Genomic DNA, 18,659 nt, shown 5'->3' with positions numbered 1-18,659 from the left:
TCAGACCGTGGCGTGATGGGCGAGGGCCCGGTGCGGGTCGTCCTCGCCCGGCACCGGCGCCGGATCCGCGTGCACCAGCGCCGCCGTCAGCCGCGGTACGGCGTGCAGCAGGGCGTGTTCGGCGTCCACGGCGATCGCGTGCGCCGCACGGACCGTCGCCCCGCCGTCCACGACGACCGCGACCTCGGCCCGCAGCCGGTGCCCGATCCAGCGCAGCCGCAGCTCGCCCACCCCGCGCACGCCCTCGACCTCCCGCAGCGCCCGCTCGGCCCGGTCCACCAGCGCCGGGTCGACGGCGTCCATCACCCGCCGGAACACCTCCCGCGCGGCGTCCCGCAGCACCAGCACGATCGCCGCCGTGATCGCCAGCCCCACCACGGGGTCGGCCGCCCGCCACCCCAGCGCGGACCCGCCGGCGCCCAGCAGCACGGCCAGGGACGTGAAACCGTCGGTGCGCGCGTGCAGCCCGTCCGCGACCAGCGCCGCCGAGCCGATCGCGCGGCCGACGCGGATGCGGTAGCGGGCCACCCACTCGTTGCCCGCGAAGCCGACGAGCGCGGCCGCCGCCACCGCGGGCACGTGCTGCACGGGCCGCGGGTCCAGCAGCCGGTCGACGGCCGCCCATCCTGCGAAGGCCGCCGACGCGGCGATCGTCACCACGATCGCCAGTCCCGCCAGGTCCTCCGCCCGCCCGTAGCCGTAGGTGAAGCGGCGGGTGGCGGCCCGCCGTCCCAGCACGAACGCGATCCCGAGCGGTACGGCGGTCAGTGCGTCCGCCGCGTTGTGCACGGTGTCGCCCAGCAGCGCCACCGAGCCGGAGGCCACCACCACGACCGCCTGCGCCGCCGCCGTCACGCCGAGGACCGCCAGCGAGATCCACAGTGCGCGCATGCCCTGGGCCGAGGACTCCAGGGCACGGTCCAGCTTGTCGGCGGTCTCGTGGGAGTGGGGGGTCAGGAGGTGGGCGAGGCGGTGGCGCATACCTGAGCGGGGGTGACCGTGGTGGGGCTTTTTGCCGTGGCGGCCGCGGTGGTCGTGGTGGCTGTGGTCAATGTGGTGGTTGTGGTCACCGTGGTGCTCGTGGTGCTCGTGACCGTGGTCGTGCCGGTGCCGCTCGCTCACGTCGATCCCCTTTCCGGTGCGCCGCGGTGGACGCGCGTCCGCCCACTCCGCCATTATGTGCGTGTGAGCGCACGCATGCACCTGTCACCTGCGCACGATGCGCACCCGCGCAGTCCCGGCGAGGAGCAGTTCGCCCTCGCGGCCGAGCTGCTCGCCCTGCTCGGCGACCGTACGCGCCTGACCCTGCTGCACGCCCTGACCTCGGGCGAGGCGGACGTGACGACGCTGACGGAGGCGTGCGGGGCGGCCCGTCCGGCGGTGAGCCAGCATCTGGCACGGCTGCGGCTGGCGGGGCTCGTCAGCACCCGCAAGGAGGGCCGACGGGTGATCTACTCCCTGCGCGACGGCCATCTGCGCCGCCTGGTCGACGAGGCGCTGAGCGTGGCCGACCACCGGCTCGGCGATCAGCCGGTGCACGACTAGCCGGTGCGCGACCAGCCGGTGCGCGACCAGCCGGTGCGCGACCGGCCGGTGCGCGACCGGCCGAAACCGGGCTGACGGCCCGCGACCCGGCTGACGGCGCGGGGCCCGGTCAGTACCGCTCCGCCGCCCCCAGGTACTGCTCCGCGAACGCCGCCGCGGCGGTGGGCGAGGTGAACAGGCGGCGCAGCCGGGCGCGCGTGGTGCCCGCGCGGAACGGATCCCCCGTGGCGGAGCCGTGGTACACCTCGGACAGCCACTGCGAGAACTCCTGGTAGTCCCACACCCGCCGCAGGCACGCCTCCGAATAGCCCTCCAGACCCGACGCGTCACCGTCCCGCACCGCCGCGACCAGGGCGTCGCCGAGCAGGAAGGCGTCGTGCAGGGCGAGGTTCATGCCCTTGGCGGCGATGGGCGCCACCAGGTGGGCCGCGTCCCCGGCCAGGAACAGCCGCCCGTGCGCCATCGGCTCGACGACGTAGTCGTGCAGGTCGAGCACGCGCCTCTCGATCAGCCTGCCCTCGGTGAGCTCCGGCGCGCCGGCGGCCCCGAGGCGCTCGCGCAGCTCGGCCCAGACGCGTTCGTGGGACCAGTTCGCCGGGTCGTCGCCGGGCGGGCACTGGAGGTAATAGCGGGTCACCTCCGGGCTGCGGGTCATGTGACCGGCGAACCCGCGCGGATGGATGCCGAACAGCACGCAGTCGGACGACGGCGGCGCCTCCGCCAGCAGCGCCAGCCAGCCCGTGCCGTAGTCGTGCCGCGCGATCCGCGCCCGCTCCGGCACCAGCGCGGCCCGGCTGACCCCGCGCGCCCCGTCCGCGCCGACCACGACGTCACAGCGCAGCAGCCGCCGTTCCCCCGTCTCGGGGCAGAGGTACGACACCGACGGGGCGTCCGTGTCGAGGTCGTGCAGCGCGACCTCGCGCACCGAGAACCGGGCGTCCCCGCCGCGCACGTCCACGTACTCGCGCACGAGGTCCGTCACCAGCAGCGGCTGCGGATACACGAAGTGGTGGCGGCCCGTGAGCTCGCCGTAGGAGAAGCGGTACCGCTCGCCGCCGCAGCGGAACTCGCACGCGGTGTGCCGTTGGGCGCGCTCCAGCAGGTCGGCGGCCAGGCCGCGCCGCTGGAGCTCGCGCACCGCCCGCTCCTCCAGGACTCCGGCCCGTGGCCGGCGTTCGATGAAGGCGCGGGTCTCCGTCTCCAGGACCACGCAGTCGACGCGTGCGGCGCGCAGGATGTTGCCGACGGTCAGACCGGCGGGGCCGGCGCCCACGACGACGACCGGAGTCCGTTCCGGCGCGGGGGAGTCGGGGCGGGGGGAGGCGGTGGTCATCCGCACATTATGGGTGTCCCCTCGAACGACGTCAGGGGGCCGGAGCGGTCCACCGGTTCAGCCCAGGCGGGGGATCTCGATCGCCGGGCAACGGTCCATCACCATGTCCAGCCCCGCGGCGCGCGTGCGGTCGTAGGCGCCCTCGTCGACCACGCCGAGCTGGAACCAGACGGCCTTGGCGCCCTTAGCGACGGCCTCGTCCGCGACGGCCCCGGCGAGGTCGCTGTTGACGAAGACGTCGACGACGTCCACCTCGAACGGGATGTCCGCGAGCGAGGCGTACCCCCGCTCCCCGTGGACCGTCTCCGCCTTGGGGTGGACCGGCACGATCCGCTTGCCGAAGCGCTGGAGCACCCCGGCGACGCCGTACGCCGCCCGCCGGGAGTTGGTCGACAGGCCCACCACCGCCCAGGTGTCGCCGAGCTCGGTGAGGATCTTGCGGATCGTTGCCTCGTCGCCGTGCACCGGCGGCCTCCTTGACGGACGGGGACGTGTGGTGACCGGCTCAACACCGCACGGGCGGCCCTGATTCCGTGCCGTCGGACTGCGGACGGCCCGCCGGCCGCCTACGCTCGCCCCGTGCTGCGCATCATCGACGCCCGAACCGGCGAGTCCGTCGCCGCCGCCCCCGCCCGCCGGGGCCTGACCCGCGTCCAGGTCTACGCGCCCGGGTACGGCCCCGGCGCGCTCCGGGTCCTCCTGGTCGCCGACCTCCTCGTCCGTGCCCTGGAGCTCGGCGGCACGCCCGTCCTGGCCCTGCTCACCGGCGCCGGGGACCGGCGGGAACTGCGGACGGCCGGGACGGCCCTGGGGATCCGGCCCTTCGAGGAGGGGCGGGACCTCGCGGCCGGGACCGGTGCGGCCCGCGCCCTGCACGTGGTCGCGGAGGACGACGAGACGCCCGACGGCGTCCGGATCGCCGTGGCCCCCGTCCGGCCCGCCCCCGCCGACGTGCTGCGGCTGGATCTGCTCGGGCCGTCCGGCGCAGGGCCGTCCGGCGACCCGTCTGTCGCCGGGCCGTCCGCCGTCGGACCGTCGGGCGACCCGTCCCTCGCCGGGCCGCCCGGCGTCGGGCCGTCCGGTCCCGCTGGGCGGCACGGTGACGACGGCCGTCCGGGGACCGACCCCGCCGCCCTGCGTCTCGCCCTGCTGTCGCACCACCACCGCCGGCCCGCCCCGCTCGACGCCGACGCGCTGCACGCCGCCCAGGACACCCTCGCGCGCTGGCGGCGCGCCGTCGCCGACTGGGCGCGGCAGCCCTCACGGCCGGTCCCCGACGAGGTGCGCGGACGGCTCCGCGCCGCCTGGGAGGACGACCTGGACGTGCCGGAGGTGCTGCGCGTGCTGCGGACGGTGGAACAGGCCGGGACGGACCTCCCGCCCGGCGCCCGCTTCGAGACGTACGCCTACGCCGACCGTCTCCTCGGCCTCGACCTCACCCGCGACCTGGGAGCTCCGGCGTGAACGCCGGCACCGGCGCGGGTGCCGGACCCGGGGCCGCCGCCGTGCCGCCGCGGCGGCTGGTGGTGCTGCGGCACGCCAAGTCGGCGTGGCCGGAGGGCGTCGCCGACCACGAGCGGCCGCTGGGCGCGCGCGGCCGCCGGGACGCGCCCGCCGCGGGGCGGGCGCTCGCACAGGGCGGCTGGGTGCCCGACCTCGCGCTGTGCTCCACCGCCGTGCGCGCCCGGCTGACCTGGGAGCTGGCCGGCGCCGAGTGGGGCGGCCGGCCGCCCGTCCGGTACGAGCCCCGGCTGTACGCGGCCGACCGGCACGACCTGCTGGCGGTCGTCCGGGAGACGCCGGCCGACGTCGGGACGCTGCTGCTGGTCGGACACAACCCCGGCCTTCAGGAACTGGTCCTCGCCCTGGCCGGGGTCGGGCCCGACGACACCCTGGAGCGGGTGCGGGTGAAGTTCCCCACGTCGGCGATCGCGGTACTGGACTGGTCCGGGCCCGGCTGGGCGGACCTGGCTCCGGGCCGGGCCCGACTGACGGCGACGGCCGTCCCCAGAGGCACCCGCTGACCCGGTCCACGGCCCGCTCGGCCGGCGCTCCGGACGCTCCGGCGGTGTCCCGGGCGGCGGTGTGCCCCGAGTCACCAGGGCGGCTCGCCCGGCCGCTTCGGCGCCGGCCCGGTCCGGGGTCCCGGTCCGCGGCCCGCTGGGCCGGCGCTCCGGACGCTCCGGCGGTGTCCCGGGCGGCAGTGTGCCCTGTGCCACCAGGGCGGCCGGCCCGGCCGCTTCGGCGCCGGCCCGGTCCGGGGTCCCGGTCCGCGGCCCGCTGGGCCGGTGCTTCGGACGCTCCGGCGGCGGTGTCCCGGGCGGCGGTGTGCCCCGTGTCACCGCATAGGCTGGCCGGATGCAGGACGAGTACCGCACGGTCGCCCACGCGGGCGTGCACGAGACCGAGGTCAACCGTTCCCGCTTCCTGTGCGCCCTGGCACCGGCGGCCACCGAGCGGGAGGCCCAGGACTTCGTCGCGGCCGTCCGCAAGGAGCACGCCGACGCCACCCACAACTGCTGGGCCTACGTCATCGGCGCCGACGCCGCCGTCCAGCGGGCCAGTGACGACGGCGAACCCGGCGGCACCGCGGGCGTGCCGATGCTCCAGATGCTGCTGCGCCGTGACATGCGTTACGTCGTGGCGGTCGTCACCCGCTACTACGGGGGCGTGAAGCTCGGCGCCGGCGGACTGATCCGCGCCTACGGCGGCGCGGTCGGCGAGGCCCTCGACGCCCTCGGCACGATCACCCGCCGCCGCTTCCGCCTGGCGACGGTGACGGTGGACCACCAGCGGGCCGGAAAGGTGCAGAACGACCTGCGCGCCACCGGCCGCGAGGTCCGGGACGTGCGCTACGGGGAGGCGGTCGCGATCGAGATCGGGCTGCCGGACGCCGACGTGGACGCCGTCCGCGCATGGCTCGCGGACGTCACGGCGGGCACGGCCGGCTTCGAGGTGGGCGGGGAGGCGTACGGGGACGCGTGAGGCGGCGGTCACCCCGCTCGCGCAAGTCAAATGTCCGTAACGTCCGTTTGTGGCGCTCGGTGTGACGGGGTGCTGCGCGAGTGACCGGCCGTGATGTCGGACCCGGCCGTTAGTCTCGGAGCCCATGAGGCTCCTGCACACTTCCGACTGGCATCTCGGCCGGGCGTTCCACCGGGTGAACATGCTCGGCGCCCAGGCCGAGTTCGTCGCCCACCTCGTCGCCACCGTGCGGGAGCGCGAGGTGGACGCGGTGGTCGTCTCGGGAGACGTGTACGACCGGGCGGTGCCGCCGCTCGCCGCCGTGGAGCTGTTCGACGACGCCCTGCACCGGCTCGCCGCGCTGGGCGTGCCGACCGTCATGATCTCCGGCAACCACGACTCCGCGCGGCGCCTCGGCGTGGGCGCCGGACTGATCGGGCGCGCGGGCGTCCACCTGCGCACCGACCCCGCGGCGGCGGGCACCCCGGTGGTGCTCACCGACGCGCACGGCGACATCGCCTTCTACGGGCTGCCCTACCTGGAACCGGCCCTGGTGAAGGACGAGTTCGGCGTGGAGCGGGCGGGCCACGAGACGGTGCTCGCCGCCGCCATGGACCGGGTCCGCGCCGACCTCGCCGGCCGCGCGCGCGGAACGCGCTCCGTCGTCCTCGCCCACGCCTTCGTCACCGGCGGGGAACCCAGCGACAGCGAGCGGGACATCACCGTCGGCGGCGTCGCGTCCGTGCCCGCCGGCGTCTTCGACGGCGTCGACTACGTGGCGCTCGGGCACCTGCACGGCTGCCAGACCATCACCGGGCGCGTGCGCTACTCCGGCTCGCCGCTGCCGTACTCCTTCTCCGAGGCCGGGCACCGCAAGACGATGTGGCTCGTCGACCTCGGAGCCGACGGCTCGGTCGACGCCGAGCGGATCGACTGCCCGGTGCCGCGCGCGCTGGCCCGCCTCAGGGGCACGCTGGAGGAACTGCTCGCCGACCCCGCGCTGGCCCGGCACGAGGAGGCCTGGGTGGAGGCGACGCTCACCGACGCCGTCCGCCCGGCCGAACCCATGGCCCGGCTCACCGAGCGCTTCCCGCACACCCTCAGCCTCGTCTTCGCCCCCGACCGCGCACCGGACGGCCCCGGCGTCTCGTACGCCCGGCGTCTCGCCGGCCGCAGCGACCAGCAGGTCGCCGAGGACTTCGTCGCCCATGTGCGCGGGGCGGGCCCGGACGGACGCGAGCGGGCCGTCCTGCGCGACGCCTTCGACGCCGTCCGCGCCGACGACGCCGTCCGGGAGGTCGCCCGATGAGGCTGCACCGGCTCGGCCTCACCGCCTTCGGCCCCTTCGGCGGCTCCCAGAGCGTCGACTTCGACGAGCTGTCCGCCGCCGGCCTCTTCCTGCTGCACGGACCGACGGGCGCCGGCAAGACGTCCGTCCTGGACGCCGTCTGCTACGCGCTGTACGGCTCCGTCCCGGGCGCCCGGCAGAGCGCCCAGGGCCTGACCCTGCGCTCCGACCACGCCGCCCCCGGCACCCGCACCGAGGTCACCCTCGAACTCACCGTCGCCGGACGCCGGCTGGAGGTCACCCGCCGGCCGCCCTGGGAGCGCCCCAAGAGGCGCGGGACGGGCACGACGGTCGAGAAGGCCCAGAGCGAGCTGCGCGAATACGACGCCGTCACCGGGACGTGGAAGGACCTCAGCCGCTCCCACCAGGAGATAGGCGAGGAGATCACCCAGCTGCTCGGCATGAGCCGGGAGCAGTTCTGCCAGGTCGTGCTGCTGCCCCAGGGCGACTTCGCGCGCTTCCTGCGGGCGGACGCCGAAGCGCGCGGCCGGCTGCTCGGACGCCTCTTCGACACACAGCGGTTCGCCGACGTCGAGAAGCGCCTCGCGGAACGGCGGCGCACGGCGGAGGCACGCGTGCGTGAGGGCGACGCGGCACTGCTGGCGGACGCGCACCGCATGCAGCAGGCCGCCGGTGACGCCATGGAACTGCCCGAGCTGGCCCCGGGCGAGCCGGGACTCGCCGAGGCCGTGCTGTCCGCCGCCGCCGTCGCCCGCGCCACCGCGCGGGAGCGGCTGACGGTCGCCGAGTGCGCCGGCCTCGCCGCCGAGTCCGCCCGCGCCGCCGCCGAGCGCGTCCTGTCCGACGTACGGGAACTGGCCCGGTTGCAGGGGCGGTTCGCGCAGGCCCGGGAGCGGGCCCGGCTGCTCGATGAGCGGGCCGGGGAGCACCGGGAGGCGCGGGAGCGGATGGAGCGGGCCCGCAAGGCGGAGGCGGTGGCGCCGGCGCTGGAGCTGCGCGACGCCGCCGAGGCCGAGCACCGCCGGGCGGCCGGCGCCGAGGCCCGCGCGCGCGGGCTGCTCCCGGAGCGGTTCGCGGAGGCCGGCGCCGCCGGACTCGCCGCCGCCGCACGCCGCGCCGCGCAGGAGCTGGGCGGCCTGGAGTCGGCCCGCCGCGGCGAGCGGCGCCTGGCCGGTCTGCTCGCCGAGCGCGCCGACCTGGACCGGCAGGAGCGCGCCGACGAGGACGTGCTGGCGGAGACCGAGGGCTGGCTCGCCGACTGGGAGGCGACCCGCGCGTCGCTCCAGGCCCGCGTCGAGTCCGCCCAGGAGGCCGCCACCCGCGCCGAACAGCTCGCCGTCCAGCGCGAGCCCGCCCGGCGGCGGCTGACCGCGGCCCGGCTGCGCGACGCACTGGCCCGCGACACGGAGGACGCCCAGCGGCGGGCCCTCGCCTGCGCGGAGCGGGCGCTGGCGGCGCGTACGCACTGGCTCGACCTCAAGGAGCAGCGGCTCAACGGCATCGCCGCCGAACTGGCCGCCACCCTGAGGGACGGCGAGCCCTGCGCCGTCTGCGGTGCCACCGACCACCCCGCGCCCGCCCGCAAGGTCGCCGGACACGTCGACCGGGAGGCCGAGGAACAGGCCCTCGCCGCCCACCAGCGGGCCGAGCGGGAGCGGGCGGACGCCGAACGCGACCTCGGTCTCGCCCGGGAGGCGCTCGCCGCCGCCGGCGCCGAGGCGGGCGACACCCCGACCGACCGGCTCGCCGCCGAGGCCGACGAGCTGGAGCGCGGCCACGCCGAGGCCCGCCGGGACGCCTCCGCGCTGCATCCGGCCCGCGAGGAACTGCGCCGGGCCGAGCAGGAACACGAGCGGCGCACGGCCGCCCTGCGCGACGCCGCCGTGCGCGCCGCCTCCCGGGTGGGCCACCGGGAACGGCTGGAGCGGGAACGGACGGCGCTGGAGGAGGAACTGGCCGAGGCGCGCGGCACCGCGGAGAGCGTGGCCGCGCGGGCCGCGCACCTGGAACGGCAGGCCGCCCGGCTCACCGACGCCGCCGACGCCGCCCGCGCCGCCGAGGAGAGCGCCGTACGCCTCAAGGCCGCCGACGGACGCCTCGACGAGGCCGCCTTCCGGGCCGGCTTCGACACCCCGCGGGCCGCCGCCGACGCCCTCCTCGACGCCACCGCCCACCGCGAGCTGCAACGGCGCCTGGACGCCCGGCAGGCCGAGGAGGCGGCCGTACGGGCCGTGCTCGCCGAGCCGGAGACCGCGGCCGCCGCGCAGCGGCCCGCCGCCGACCTCCCCGGGGCGGAACAGGCCGCCGCCGAGGCCGCCGAGCGGCTGCGCCGGGCCGCCTCCGCCGAGGACGCGGCCGCCCGCCGCTGCGCCGAACTCGACCGGCTGTCCGCGCGCGCGGCCGACGGCGTGCGCCGGCTCGCGCCCCTGCGGGAGGAGTACGACCGCGTGGCCCGCCTGGCCGGCCTCACCGCTGGCACCTCGGCGGACAACGGGCGCAGGATGCGCCTGGAGTCGTACGTCCTGGCCGCCCGGCTGGAACAGGTGGCCGCCGCCGCGACCGCGCGCCTGCACCGCATGTCCTCCGGGCGCTACACCCTCGTCCACTCCGACGACCGGACCGGACGCGGCCGCAGCGGGCTCGGACTGCACGTCGTCGACGCCTGGACCGGGCGGGAGCGGGACACGTCCACGCTGTCGGGCGGCGAGACCTTCTTCGCCTCGCTGGCGCTCGCCCTGGGCCTCGCCGACGTCGTCACCGACGAGGCGGGCGGGGTCCGGCTGGACACGCTCTTCATCGACGAGGGGTTCGGCAGCCTCGACGACCAGACCCTGGACGAGGTCCTCGACGTCCTGGACTCCCTGCGCGAGCGCGACCGCAGCGTCGGCATCGTCAGCCACGTGGCCGACCTGCGGCGGCGGATCCACGCGCAGCTGGAGGTCGTCAAGGGCAGGGCCGGGTCGGTGGTGCGCCAGCGCGCCGACGCGTGACGCCCGTGCCCCGGCGCCCCAGCGCGCCCCGGGGCTCTCAGGGACTGAGGGGGCGCCGGGGGAGCGGTGAGGAGTAGACGACGCTGGTGGTCACCGACCCCAGCGCGCCGATCCGGCCCGACACCTCCTCCAGGTGCCGCATCGAGCGGGCGGCGACCTTGATGACGAAGCAGTCGTCGCCGGTGACGTGGTGCGCCTCCAGGATCTCCGGCGTGACGGCCACCAGGTCGTGGAACGGCTTGTAGTTGCCGGTGGGGTAGCGCAGCCGGACGAACGCCAGGATCGGCAGCCCCAGCCGCTCGGGGTCCACGACGGCCGCGTAGCCCTGGATGACGCCCGCCTCCTCCAGGCGCCGCACCCGCTCGGTGACGGCACTGGCCGACATCGACACGGCACGCGCCAGGTCGGCGAAACTGGCCCGGCCCTCGCGCTGGAGGACGTCGAGGATGCGCCGGTCGGTGGCGTCCGGGGAATACGCGGTCATGGCCGAGGAATAGCAGGGAAATCCCCGGTCGGGCAAGGCCGGGGCCGTGGAACGCCCCTTCAGCGTGCGGATCGGCGGCCGTAGATTTCTGGTCATCGGGAATCAGTCAGCACCACCGCGAAAGGCCCTGCGATGACCGCCCTCAGCGCCACCACCGCCGTCACCCCCGCCCACCCCGTCCTGCGCGTGGCTCCCGCGGCCCCGGCCGAGGCCGCCTCCTACTTCCGGGCGAGCCTGGTCTTCCACGCGGACGTCTCCGACGTGGCCGCCGCGCTCGCGGCCGGCGGCGACCCCGGCTTCGTGGTCCTGGACTCCCGCTCCACCGCGTCCTGGGACCAGGGGCACGTTCCCGGCGCGGTCCACCTGCCCACCGCGCTCATCCCCGAGCAGGCGGCACAGCTCCTCGACAAGGACGTCCCGGTCGTGACGTACTGCTGGGGACCCGGCTGCAACGGCGCGACCCGTGCCGCCCTCGCGCTCGCCGAACTCGGCTACCGCGTCAAGGAGATGCTCGGCGGTTTCGAGTACTGGGTGCGCGAGGGCTTCGAGTTCGAGACCTGGCAGGGCCGGGAGCGGCGCGACGCCGATCCGCTGACCGCGCCGGTGGACGCCGGGGACTGCGGCTGCTGAGGCCGTGCGGAGGGAGAGGGTCCTACGGCTGCTGAGGCGTGCGGAGAGCGGGCCCCGCGGGAGCCGCTCCTCTCCGCACGCCGTGGGTCACAGCCGCGCCAGCTCGTCCACCAGGTCGTCCAGCCCCAGCGACCCCTGCGAGAGGGCCGCCATGTGCCAGGACTTCAGGTCGAAGGCGTCGCCGTGCCGCTCGCGGGCCTTCTCCCGGCCCAGCAGCCAGGCCCGTTCGCCGAGCTTGTAGCCGATGGCCTGGCCGGGGATGCTCAGGTAGCGGGTCAGTTCGCTCGCCACGAAGTCCTTCGGACGGCTGCTGTGCGCGCCGAAGAACTCCTCGGCGAGCTCCGGGGTCCAGCGCTCACCGGGGTGGAAGGGGGAGTCCGCCGGGATCTCCAGCTCCAGGTGCATGCCGATGTCGACGATGACCCGCACCGCGCGCATCATCTGCGCGTCCAGGTAGCCCAGCCGCTGTTCGGCGTCGGTGAGGAAGCCGAGCTCGTCCATCAGCCGCTCCGCGTACAGCGCCCAGCCCTCGGCGTTGGCGCTCACCATGCCGACCGTGGCCTGGTAGCGGGAGAGGTCCCCGGCCACGTGCACCCACTGCGCGAGCTGGAGGTGATGGCCGGGGACGCCCTCGTGGTACCACGTGGAGACGAGGTCGTAGACGGGGAAGCGGGTCAGGCCCATCGTCGGCAGCCAGGTGCGGCCCGGCCGGGAGAAGTCCTCCGACGGGGACGTGTAGTACGGGGCCGCCGCGCTGCCGGGCGGGGCGATGCGCGACTCCACCTTCCGCACCCGCTCGGCGAGTTCGAAGTGGGTGCCGTCCAGCGCGTCGATCGCCTGGTCCATCAGGCCCTGGAGCCAGTCGCGGACCTCGTCGACGCCCTCGATGTGCTTGCCGTGCTCGTCGAGGTGCGCGAGCGCCGTCCACGGCGTCTCGGCGCCCGGCAGGACCTTCTCCGCCTCCCGCCTCATCTCGGCGTGGATGCGGTGGTACTCGGACCAGCCGTACGCGTACGCCTCGTCGAGGTCGAGGTCGGTGCCGTTGAAGTAGCGGGACCAGCGCGCGTAGCGTTCTCGGCCCACGGTGTCCGGCGCGGCCGCCACGGTCGGCGCGTACACATCACGCACCCAGTCCCGCAGGGCGACGATCGCCGCGGTGGCCGCGCGGGCCGCCTCGTCCAGCTCCGTGCGCAGCGCGTCGGGCCCGTCGGCGGCGAAGGTCTCGAACCAGCCGCGGCCCGAGCCGTCCGGGTCCGCCCACTCGGTGAGCTGGCCGATGAACGTGGCGGTCGGCCGCGGCGCCGCGTACAGCTTGCGCTCCAGGCCGAGCGCCAGGGACTCGCGGTAGCCGGCCAGCGCCGCCGGCACCGCGCGCAGCCGCTCGGCGACCGCCGCCCAGTCATCGTCGGTCTGCGTCGGCGTCACGGTGAACACCTCGCGCACGTGGTGCGCCGGGGTGGACATGTTGCCGACCGAGCGCAGGCCCTCGTCGGCGTCGTGCACGGCGAGTTCGGCGGTGAGCCGCTCGCGCAGCAGCCGTCCGCAGCGGCGCTCGACGTCCCTGTCCGCGCCGGGCCGCCGTTCCGCCTCGTCGAGCCGGGCCAGCGTGTCCCGGGCGAGCCGGGCGAGGGCCTCCTGGCCCGCGGGTGAGAAGTCGGGCAGACGGCTCGAGCTCTCCTTCACGCCGAGGTAGGTACCGGTGACCGGGTCGAGGGCGATGAGCTCGTCGACGTAGGCGTCGGCGACCTCGCGGGGCAGCGGGGTGTTGGTCTGCGACATGCGCCCCATCCTCGTACGCGGGGAGGCGCGCGTCACGGCGTTTGCTCCGACGTGGCGGGCGGCGGCATGCGCCGAGGCCCCTGACGCGGGACGGCCCGGCACCCAAGGGCGCCGGGCCGTACGCGGGTCACGGGGGTCACCGGGGCCGTACGCGGGTCGCCGGGGTCACCGGGGCCGTACGCGGGTCGCCGGGGTCACCGGGGCCGTACGCGGGTCGCCGGGGTCACCGGGGCCGTACGCGGGTCACCGGGCCCGCCGGGGACATCGCGGTCAGTCGCGGGCGGCCCGCTCCCCGGACCCCTCCAGCGACAGCTCCGCACCGCTCCCGGCCGGCAGGTCCAGCCGGGCGGTGATGACGAGGGTGCCCTCCTCGATCTGGTAGTCGAGGGGCAGGCCCAGGCCGCGCATGGCGGCGACCATGCCGGTGTTGGAGGACTGCGTCACGGCGTAGACGCTCTCGCAGCCCGCCTCGGCGGCCATCGCCACCAGCCGGCCGAGCAGTTCGCCGCCGATGCCGCGCCGCTGCCACTGATCCTCGACGAGCAGCGCCACCTCCGTCTCGTCGCCGTCCCACAGGAGGTGCCCGAGGCCGACGACGCGCCCGGACGGCGTCTGCACCGCGAGGGTGCGGCCGAAGCGCGGGCTGAGCAGGTGGTTGAGGTAGCGGTCGGCGTCGCCGACCGGCCCGTGGTAGCGCATGCCGAGGGTGCGCGCCGAGCAGCGCTCGTGCATCGCCTTCGCCGCCTCCAGGTCACCGAGGTCCGCCCGGCGCACGGTGATGTCGTCGCCCTCGGGCAGCGTCAGCACGTCGTGTCCGCGCGGGACGCGCGGGCCCAGGCGGGCGTCCAGTTCCACCAGTGCCCGCGCCCGCGCGAACTCGGTAGGGGTGAACGGCAGGTACGGCCGCTCCACGGTGATCACTCCGCCTTCCGGCGCCCGCAGGCGCATCACGGTGTCCTCCAGGACCCCTTCCACGGGCACGCCGTCCGGCCGCCGCTCGGCGCCGCGCGCCGTGGCGGGCAGCGAACGGATCGTGCACCGGCCCAGCAACTGCCGCAGCGCGAGCGGGAGTTCCGCCGCGTCCAGGGCCGTACGGGTGGCGAGGCCCAGCACCCTGGTCGGGGCGTCCACCAGGTCGTGGGCGTCGGCCCGCTCGATCCAGGTGTCCGCGCCGCCCGCCCGTGCCACGGCCCGGGTGATGTCGGCGCCCGCCAGCGTGGCCGGGGCGCGCAGCAGGAACTCGTCGACGGTGTCCTCGCCCAGCGGGTGCGTCTGCAGGCTGAGGATGTCCACCCGGTGCTCGGCCAGCGCCGCGCACAGCGCGGCCAGCGACCCCGGCTCGTCCTTCACCGTCGTCCGCATCCGCCACAGGGCGCTCTCCCCGGCGGTCCGGCCGGGGAGCCCGGACGGCCCGGCCTGACCCTCGGGGGAGGGCGGCCGGGCACCGGTATCACTCGTGGGAGGCGCGTGACCGTGGCGGCGTGACCACCAGATGTGGAACCCCGCCGTGGCGATCAGCGCGGCGGCGGAGAGGACCAGCAGTCCGGGGCCGTCGGGGCCGTGCCCCACGAGGTTCGCGACGACGTCGGCCACCGCGACCGCCGTGAAGAGCGCGGCGAGCTCGACCGCGTCCCGCCGCCAGTGGTGCACCGGGCGCCCGTGTTTGTGGCGCGTCACATCAGACATGTCTCGACTCATGCAGCCACTGTGAAGGAGTGGTGTTGCGTGATCGCGAACGCTGTGTGACTGATGGGTAAAGGGAGCATATGTCCGGTTTGTTGATTCTTCTACGGCTGTGAAGCCGCAGGTCGTACGGGGGCCGCGCCGCGCACCGGGGGATGACGCCGATGCGCGGAGCGCCCTTACAGAGTACGGGAGTTACTGACCGACCCGGCCCGGCTGGAGCACCTTGGTGAACAGCACGGTGCCGTCCTGCTCGCGCAGCCGGACCGTCAGCTCCCCGCTGTCGCCGTCGATGTCGACCTCGCCGAAGAACTGGTAGCCCTCCGCCGGGGAGACGTTGGACGCGGTGGGAGCCTTGACGAAGACGCGGTCCGGGCCGAACGTGCCGTCCAGCGCGCTCGCCGGGAAGGCGCCCGCGTTGAGCGGCCCGGAGACGAACTCCCAGAACGGCGCGAAGTCCGTGAACGCGGCCCGGGACGGGTCGTAGTGCTGGGCCGAGGTGTGGTGGACGTCGGCGGTCAGCCACACCGTGCCGGTGATCCGCCGGTGCTTGACGAACCGCAGCAGTTCGGCGATCTGGAGCTCACGGCCGAGGGGCGCGCCCGGGTCGCCCTGCGCCACCGCCTCGAAGTTGGCGGCCCCGTCGGTGCCGTCCGCCACCACCAGGCCGATCGGCATGTCCGAGGCGATCACCTTCCACACGGCCCGGGAGCGGGACAACTCGCGCTGGAGCCACTCCAGCTGCTCACGGCCGAGGATGCCCTGCGCGTCGGTGGTCTGGTCGTCCGCCGAGTTCGCGTTCCGGTAGGTGCGCATGTCCAGGACGAAGACGTCCAGCAGCGGTCCGTGGTGCTGCACCCGGTAGACCCGGCCGTCGGGGCGGCGCAGGGTCGAGATCGGGAAGTACTCCGAGAACGCCTGCCGGGCGCGCGCGGCGAGCACGTCGACGTTCTTCTCGGTGTACCGGGTGTCGGCGAAGATCTCGCCCGGGAACCAGTTGTTGGTGACCTCGTGGTCGTCCCACTGGATGATCGAGGGGATCCGGGCGTTGAAGTCCCGCAGGTTCTCGTCCAGCAGGTTGTAGCGGAAGTTGCCGCGGAACTCCGCCAGGGTCTCGGCGACCTTCGCCTTCTCCTCGGTGGTGACGTTCCGCCAGGTCCGCCCGTCGGGCAGGGTGACCGTCCCGGTGAGCGGGCCGTCGGCGTAGATGTTGTCGCCGCTGCACAGGAAGAAGTCCGGGTCGAGCGCGGCCATCGCGTCGTAGATCCGGTAGCCGCCGATCTCCGGGTTGATGCCCCAGCCCTGTCCGGCCAGGTCGCCGGACCAGACGAACCGCACGCCGTCGCGCCGCGTGTCGGACGCGGTCCGGAACGTGCCGGTCACCGGCTCGCCGGTGCGGCGCGGGTCGTCCGGGTCGGCGAGCAGCACGCGGTAGTGGACCTGCTCGCCGGCCGGCAGCCCGCGCAACTGCGTCGTGCCGGTGAAGTCGGTGCCCGCGCCGAGCAGCGGGCCGTGGAAGCGGCGCGCGTCGCGGAACGACTCCGTGGCGGCCGTCTCCACGATCATCCGCGCGGGACGGTCGGACCGCACCCACACCAGTCCGGCGTGCGCGGACACGTCCCCGGTCTGCACGCCCCACTTCGCCGCGGGCCGCCCCGACAGGGCGAGGGCGGGTGCCGCACCGGCGGCGACGGGAAGGGTCAGCGCCGCGGACGCGGCCAACGAGCCCCGCAGAACACTGCGGCGCCCGGGGAGCGGACTGAAGGACATGGAGGGGCCTCCTGGGACGGTACCGGCCGGTGTGCACAGTCACACCTACTGGTACGCCGCAGCGCACACGGAAACCGCAGGTGAACAACTGGGCGTCGCGACGTCGAGGGACCGTCCGGGTGGCGGACGACGGCCGTCCGGCAGCAGGGATCGCCCGTCGTCCGCGGCGGGGAACGGCGGCCCGGTCCGTCTCAGCGGCTGCCGTCGAGGAGCACGCGGGCGACGAGGGCCGGGTCGTCGTTCATCGGGACGTGGCCGCAGCCGGGCAGGCGGACCAGGCGGGCCTTGGGGATGATCTGCTTGGCGCGGACGCCCTGGCGGCGTACGAGCAACACGTCCCGGGTGCCCCAGGCGACGGTGACGGGCGTTCCGGGGAGGTCGTCGGTGAACCTCACGGTCGTACCGGCCCGCAGGGTCCGGTCGAAGCCGGTGGCCCGCGCCAGCGCGAGCGTCTCGGCGACCACCGCCTCGGGCGAACGGCGGGCCGGGCGGGCGTAGATGGTGCTGGTGAGGGCCGTGCGGCCGGCCGCGGTGCGGGAGAGGCGCTCGACGAGGGGCAGCGGCAGCCGCTGGGCGATCCCCCGCATGGCGAGCAGCACGCCGAAGGCGTAGCGGCGCTCGGCCTCCGACCAGAACCCGGCCGGGGACAGCGCGGTGACGGACCGTACGCGCTTCTCGCGGGCCAGCTCCAGGGCCAGCAGACCGCCCAGCGAGTTGCCCGCCACGTCGGGGCGTTCGAGCCCCAGCGCCGCGCAGAAGGCCGCGAGCACCGCGGTGGTCGTGGGCAGGTCGTGGGCGAGCCCGTCGGGCAGGGCCGGGGACGCGCCGAAGCCGGGCAGGTCGACGGCGATCACGTCCCGCTCGGTGGCCAGGATGTCCACCACCGGGTCCCACGCCTGCCGGTGGTGCCCGATGCCGTGCAGCAGGAGCAGCGGCTCGCCCCGCCCCACGCGCGCGTACGAGAGGGTGACGGGCCGCGGACCGTGGGGGGAGGGGACCGTGAAGGAGGCGGTGGCGGACATGGAGGGCTCCTCGTGTCAACGGGCGGACGCCGGCCGGACGCGTGCGTAGACAGCTTGTCAGCAACTGCTACCCGTGGGTAGCCCTGCGCTGCCGCCGCCCGTGCGCGAACCGGCTGGACACCCGCGCGCCCGTCGGATGGGATGGCAGCGTGACCGCAGAGACCGCCACCGACGTCTTCGAAGAGCACCGTCCGTTCCTCCTCGGCGTCGCCTACCGCATGCTCGGGCGGGTCGCCGACGCGGAGGACGTCGTCCAGGACGCCTGGCTGCGCTGGTCCGCCGCCGACCGCGGCGACGTGCGGGAACCCCGCGCCTACCTGGTGCGTGTCACCACCCGCCTCGCCCTCGACCGCCTCGCCCGCATCAAGACCCGCAACGAGGCCTACGTCGGCCCCTGGCTGCCCGAGCCGTACGTCACCGACTTCGGCGACACCGTCGCGGACACGGCCGAACGGGCCGTGCTCGCGGACTCCGTCTCCCTCGCCGTCCTCGTCGTCCTGGAGTCCCTGTCCCCGCTGGAACGGGCGGTGTTCGTCCTGCGGGAGGCGTTCGGCTACCCGTACGCCGACATCGGCGCCGTCCTCGACCGGACCGAGTCCGCGGTGCGCCAGCTGGCCGGCCGGGCCCGCCGGCACGTCGAGGAGCGGCGGCCCCGCTACGAGGTCGACCCCGTCCAGCGCCGCGAGCTCACCGAACGGTTCCTCGCCGCGGCCGTGGAGGGGGACCTGGAGGGCCTGATGGCGCTGCTCGCGCCGGACGTCCGGCTCGTCGGCGACAGCGGCGGCAAGGCGAAGGCGCCGCTGCGCGTCCTGGAGGGCGCCGACCACGTCGGCCGGTTCCTCGTCGGCGTGGCGGACAAGGGCCTTCCTGATGTGTCCCGCCGCTATCTGGAGGTCAACGGCGGCTCCGCCGTCCTGGTGCTGTCCGGCGGCAAGCCGGACACCCTCTTCCAGATCGACGTGGCCGAGGGCGGCATCCGGACCGTCTACCTCATCCGCAACCCCGACAAGCTGCGCGCCCTGGCGGGCTGACCGACGGCGCGACCGCGTCCGGGCCTGCCCGCCTGCCCGCCTGCTTGCCTGTCCCGGCCCCGACCACGGACCCCGTTCCCCGGACGGGGGCCTCGCCACGAACGCCGGGTGAACGCCGT

Annotated in this window: 16 protein-coding genes; 8 read left to right on the top strand and 8 right to left on the bottom strand. The window is 75.6% G+C overall.

Annotated features, from left to right (window positions below; translation table 11 throughout):
• A complete protein-coding gene (locus tag ACFYWQ_RS17120) occupies nucleotides 1–1,122 on the bottom strand; it encodes a cation diffusion facilitator family transporter (protein ID WP_389517202.1) in 1,122 nt (373 codons plus the stop codon).
• Nucleotides 1,123–1,197: 75 nt separating this feature from the next.
• Between ACFYWQ_RS17120 and ACFYWQ_RS17115 the strand changes: the two genes are divergently transcribed.
• Nucleotides 1,198–1,545: an ArsR/SmtB family transcription factor gene (locus ACFYWQ_RS17115; protein WP_389517452.1), complete on the top strand. Its 348-nt coding sequence runs from the start codon at nucleotides 1,198–1,200 to the stop codon at nucleotides 1,543–1,545.
• A gap of 109 nt (nucleotides 1,546–1,654) precedes the next feature.
• Here the strand turns inward: ACFYWQ_RS17115 and ACFYWQ_RS17110 are convergent, their stop codons facing one another.
• Both ACFYWQ_RS17110 and ACFYWQ_RS17105 read right to left on the bottom strand, forming a co-directional pair.
• On the bottom strand, nucleotides 1,655–2,878 hold the full coding sequence (locus ACFYWQ_RS17110; RefSeq protein WP_389517200.1) for a 4-hydroxybenzoate 3-monooxygenase: 1,224 nt from the start codon (nucleotides 2,876–2,878) through the stop codon (nucleotides 1,655–1,657).
• Between the two features lie 57 nt (nucleotides 2,879–2,935).
• Nucleotides 2,936–3,343, bottom strand: a complete 408-nt coding sequence (locus ACFYWQ_RS17105; protein WP_389517198.1) for a CoA-binding protein — start codon at nucleotides 3,341–3,343, stop codon at nucleotides 2,936–2,938.
• 114 nt (nucleotides 3,344–3,457) lie between these two features.
• Between ACFYWQ_RS17105 and ACFYWQ_RS17100 the strand changes: the two genes are divergently transcribed.
• The 5 genes from ACFYWQ_RS17100 to ACFYWQ_RS17080 all read left to right on the top strand — a co-directional run bounded on the left by ACFYWQ_RS17100 (nucleotide 3,458) and on the right by ACFYWQ_RS17080 (nucleotide 10,141).
• A complete protein-coding gene (locus ACFYWQ_RS17100) occupies nucleotides 3,458–4,342 on the top strand; it encodes a hypothetical protein (protein WP_389517196.1) in 885 nt (294 codons plus the stop codon).
• A complete protein-coding gene (locus ACFYWQ_RS17095; RefSeq protein WP_389517194.1) occupies nucleotides 4,339–4,902 on the top strand; it encodes a SixA phosphatase family protein in 564 nt (187 codons plus the stop codon). Before ACFYWQ_RS17100 ends, ACFYWQ_RS17095 begins: the two co-directional genes overlap by 4 nt.
• 334 nt (nucleotides 4,903–5,236) lie before the next feature.
• A complete protein-coding gene (locus ACFYWQ_RS17090) occupies nucleotides 5,237–5,863 on the top strand; it encodes a YigZ family protein (RefSeq protein ID WP_389517192.1) in 627 nt (208 codons plus the stop codon).
• 124 nt (nucleotides 5,864–5,987) lie between these two features.
• Nucleotides 5,988–7,151, top strand: coding sequence for an exonuclease SbcCD subunit D (locus ACFYWQ_RS17085; protein WP_389517190.1), 1,164 nt, complete (start codon nucleotides 5,988–5,990; stop codon nucleotides 7,149–7,151).
• Nucleotides 7,148–10,141, top strand: a complete 2,994-nt coding sequence (locus tag ACFYWQ_RS17080; protein ID WP_389517188.1) for an AAA family ATPase — start codon at nucleotides 7,148–7,150, stop codon at nucleotides 10,139–10,141. The genes ACFYWQ_RS17085 and ACFYWQ_RS17080 overlap by 4 nt, the downstream gene beginning before the upstream one ends.
• Nucleotides 10,142–10,178: 37 nt before the next feature.
• Here ACFYWQ_RS17080 and ACFYWQ_RS17075 read toward each other — a convergent pair whose 3' ends face one another.
• The gene (locus ACFYWQ_RS17075) at nucleotides 10,179–10,625 is read right to left on the bottom strand and encodes an Lrp/AsnC family transcriptional regulator (protein WP_389517186.1); all 447 of its coding nucleotides are present in this window, start codon (nucleotides 10,623–10,625) and stop codon (nucleotides 10,179–10,181) included.
• A gap of 132 nt (nucleotides 10,626–10,757) precedes the next feature.
• Here ACFYWQ_RS17075 and ACFYWQ_RS17070 point away from each other — a divergent pair, with 132 nt between their 5' ends.
• On the top strand, nucleotides 10,758–11,255 hold the full coding sequence (locus ACFYWQ_RS17070; protein ID WP_389517184.1) for a rhodanese-like domain-containing protein: 498 nt from the start codon (nucleotides 10,758–10,760) through the stop codon (nucleotides 11,253–11,255).
• 87 nt (nucleotides 11,256–11,342) lie between these two features.
• Here the strand turns inward: ACFYWQ_RS17070 and ACFYWQ_RS17065 are convergent, their stop codons facing one another.
• From ACFYWQ_RS17065 to ACFYWQ_RS17050, 4 genes are all read right to left on the bottom strand, one after another.
• Nucleotides 11,343–13,034, bottom strand: a complete 1,692-nt coding sequence (locus ACFYWQ_RS17065) for a DUF885 domain-containing protein (protein WP_389517182.1) — start codon at nucleotides 13,032–13,034, stop codon at nucleotides 11,343–11,345.
• A gap of 270 nt (nucleotides 13,035–13,304) precedes the next feature.
• Entirely contained in the window at nucleotides 13,305–14,720 is a 1,416-nt protein-coding gene (locus ACFYWQ_RS17060) for a GNAT family N-acetyltransferase (protein ID WP_389517180.1), read from the bottom strand.
• Between the two features lie 192 nt (nucleotides 14,721–14,912).
• A complete protein-coding gene (locus ACFYWQ_RS17055) occupies nucleotides 14,913–16,487 on the bottom strand; it encodes an alkaline phosphatase D family protein (RefSeq protein ID WP_389517178.1) in 1,575 nt (524 codons plus the stop codon).
• Between the two features lie 191 nt (nucleotides 16,488–16,678).
• Nucleotides 16,679–17,509: an alpha/beta fold hydrolase gene (locus ACFYWQ_RS17050; protein ID WP_389517176.1), complete on the bottom strand. Its 831-nt coding sequence runs from the start codon at nucleotides 17,507–17,509 to the stop codon at nucleotides 16,679–16,681.
• 149 nt (nucleotides 17,510–17,658) lie between these two features.
• Between ACFYWQ_RS17050 and ACFYWQ_RS17045 the strand changes: the two genes are divergently transcribed.
• Entirely contained in the window at nucleotides 17,659–18,540 is an 882-nt protein-coding gene (locus ACFYWQ_RS17045; protein WP_389517174.1) for an RNA polymerase sigma-70 factor, read from the top strand.
• Nucleotides 18,541–18,659 lie beyond the last annotated feature (119 nt).

This window comes from Streptomyces sp. NPDC003247 (genome assembly GCF_042888135.1).
Classification (GTDB): domain Bacteria; phylum Actinomycetota; class Actinomycetes; order Streptomycetales; family Streptomycetaceae; genus Streptomyces.
Note: the sequence above shows the minus strand (reverse complement) of the source record. Positions and strands in the feature narration are given on the sequence as shown.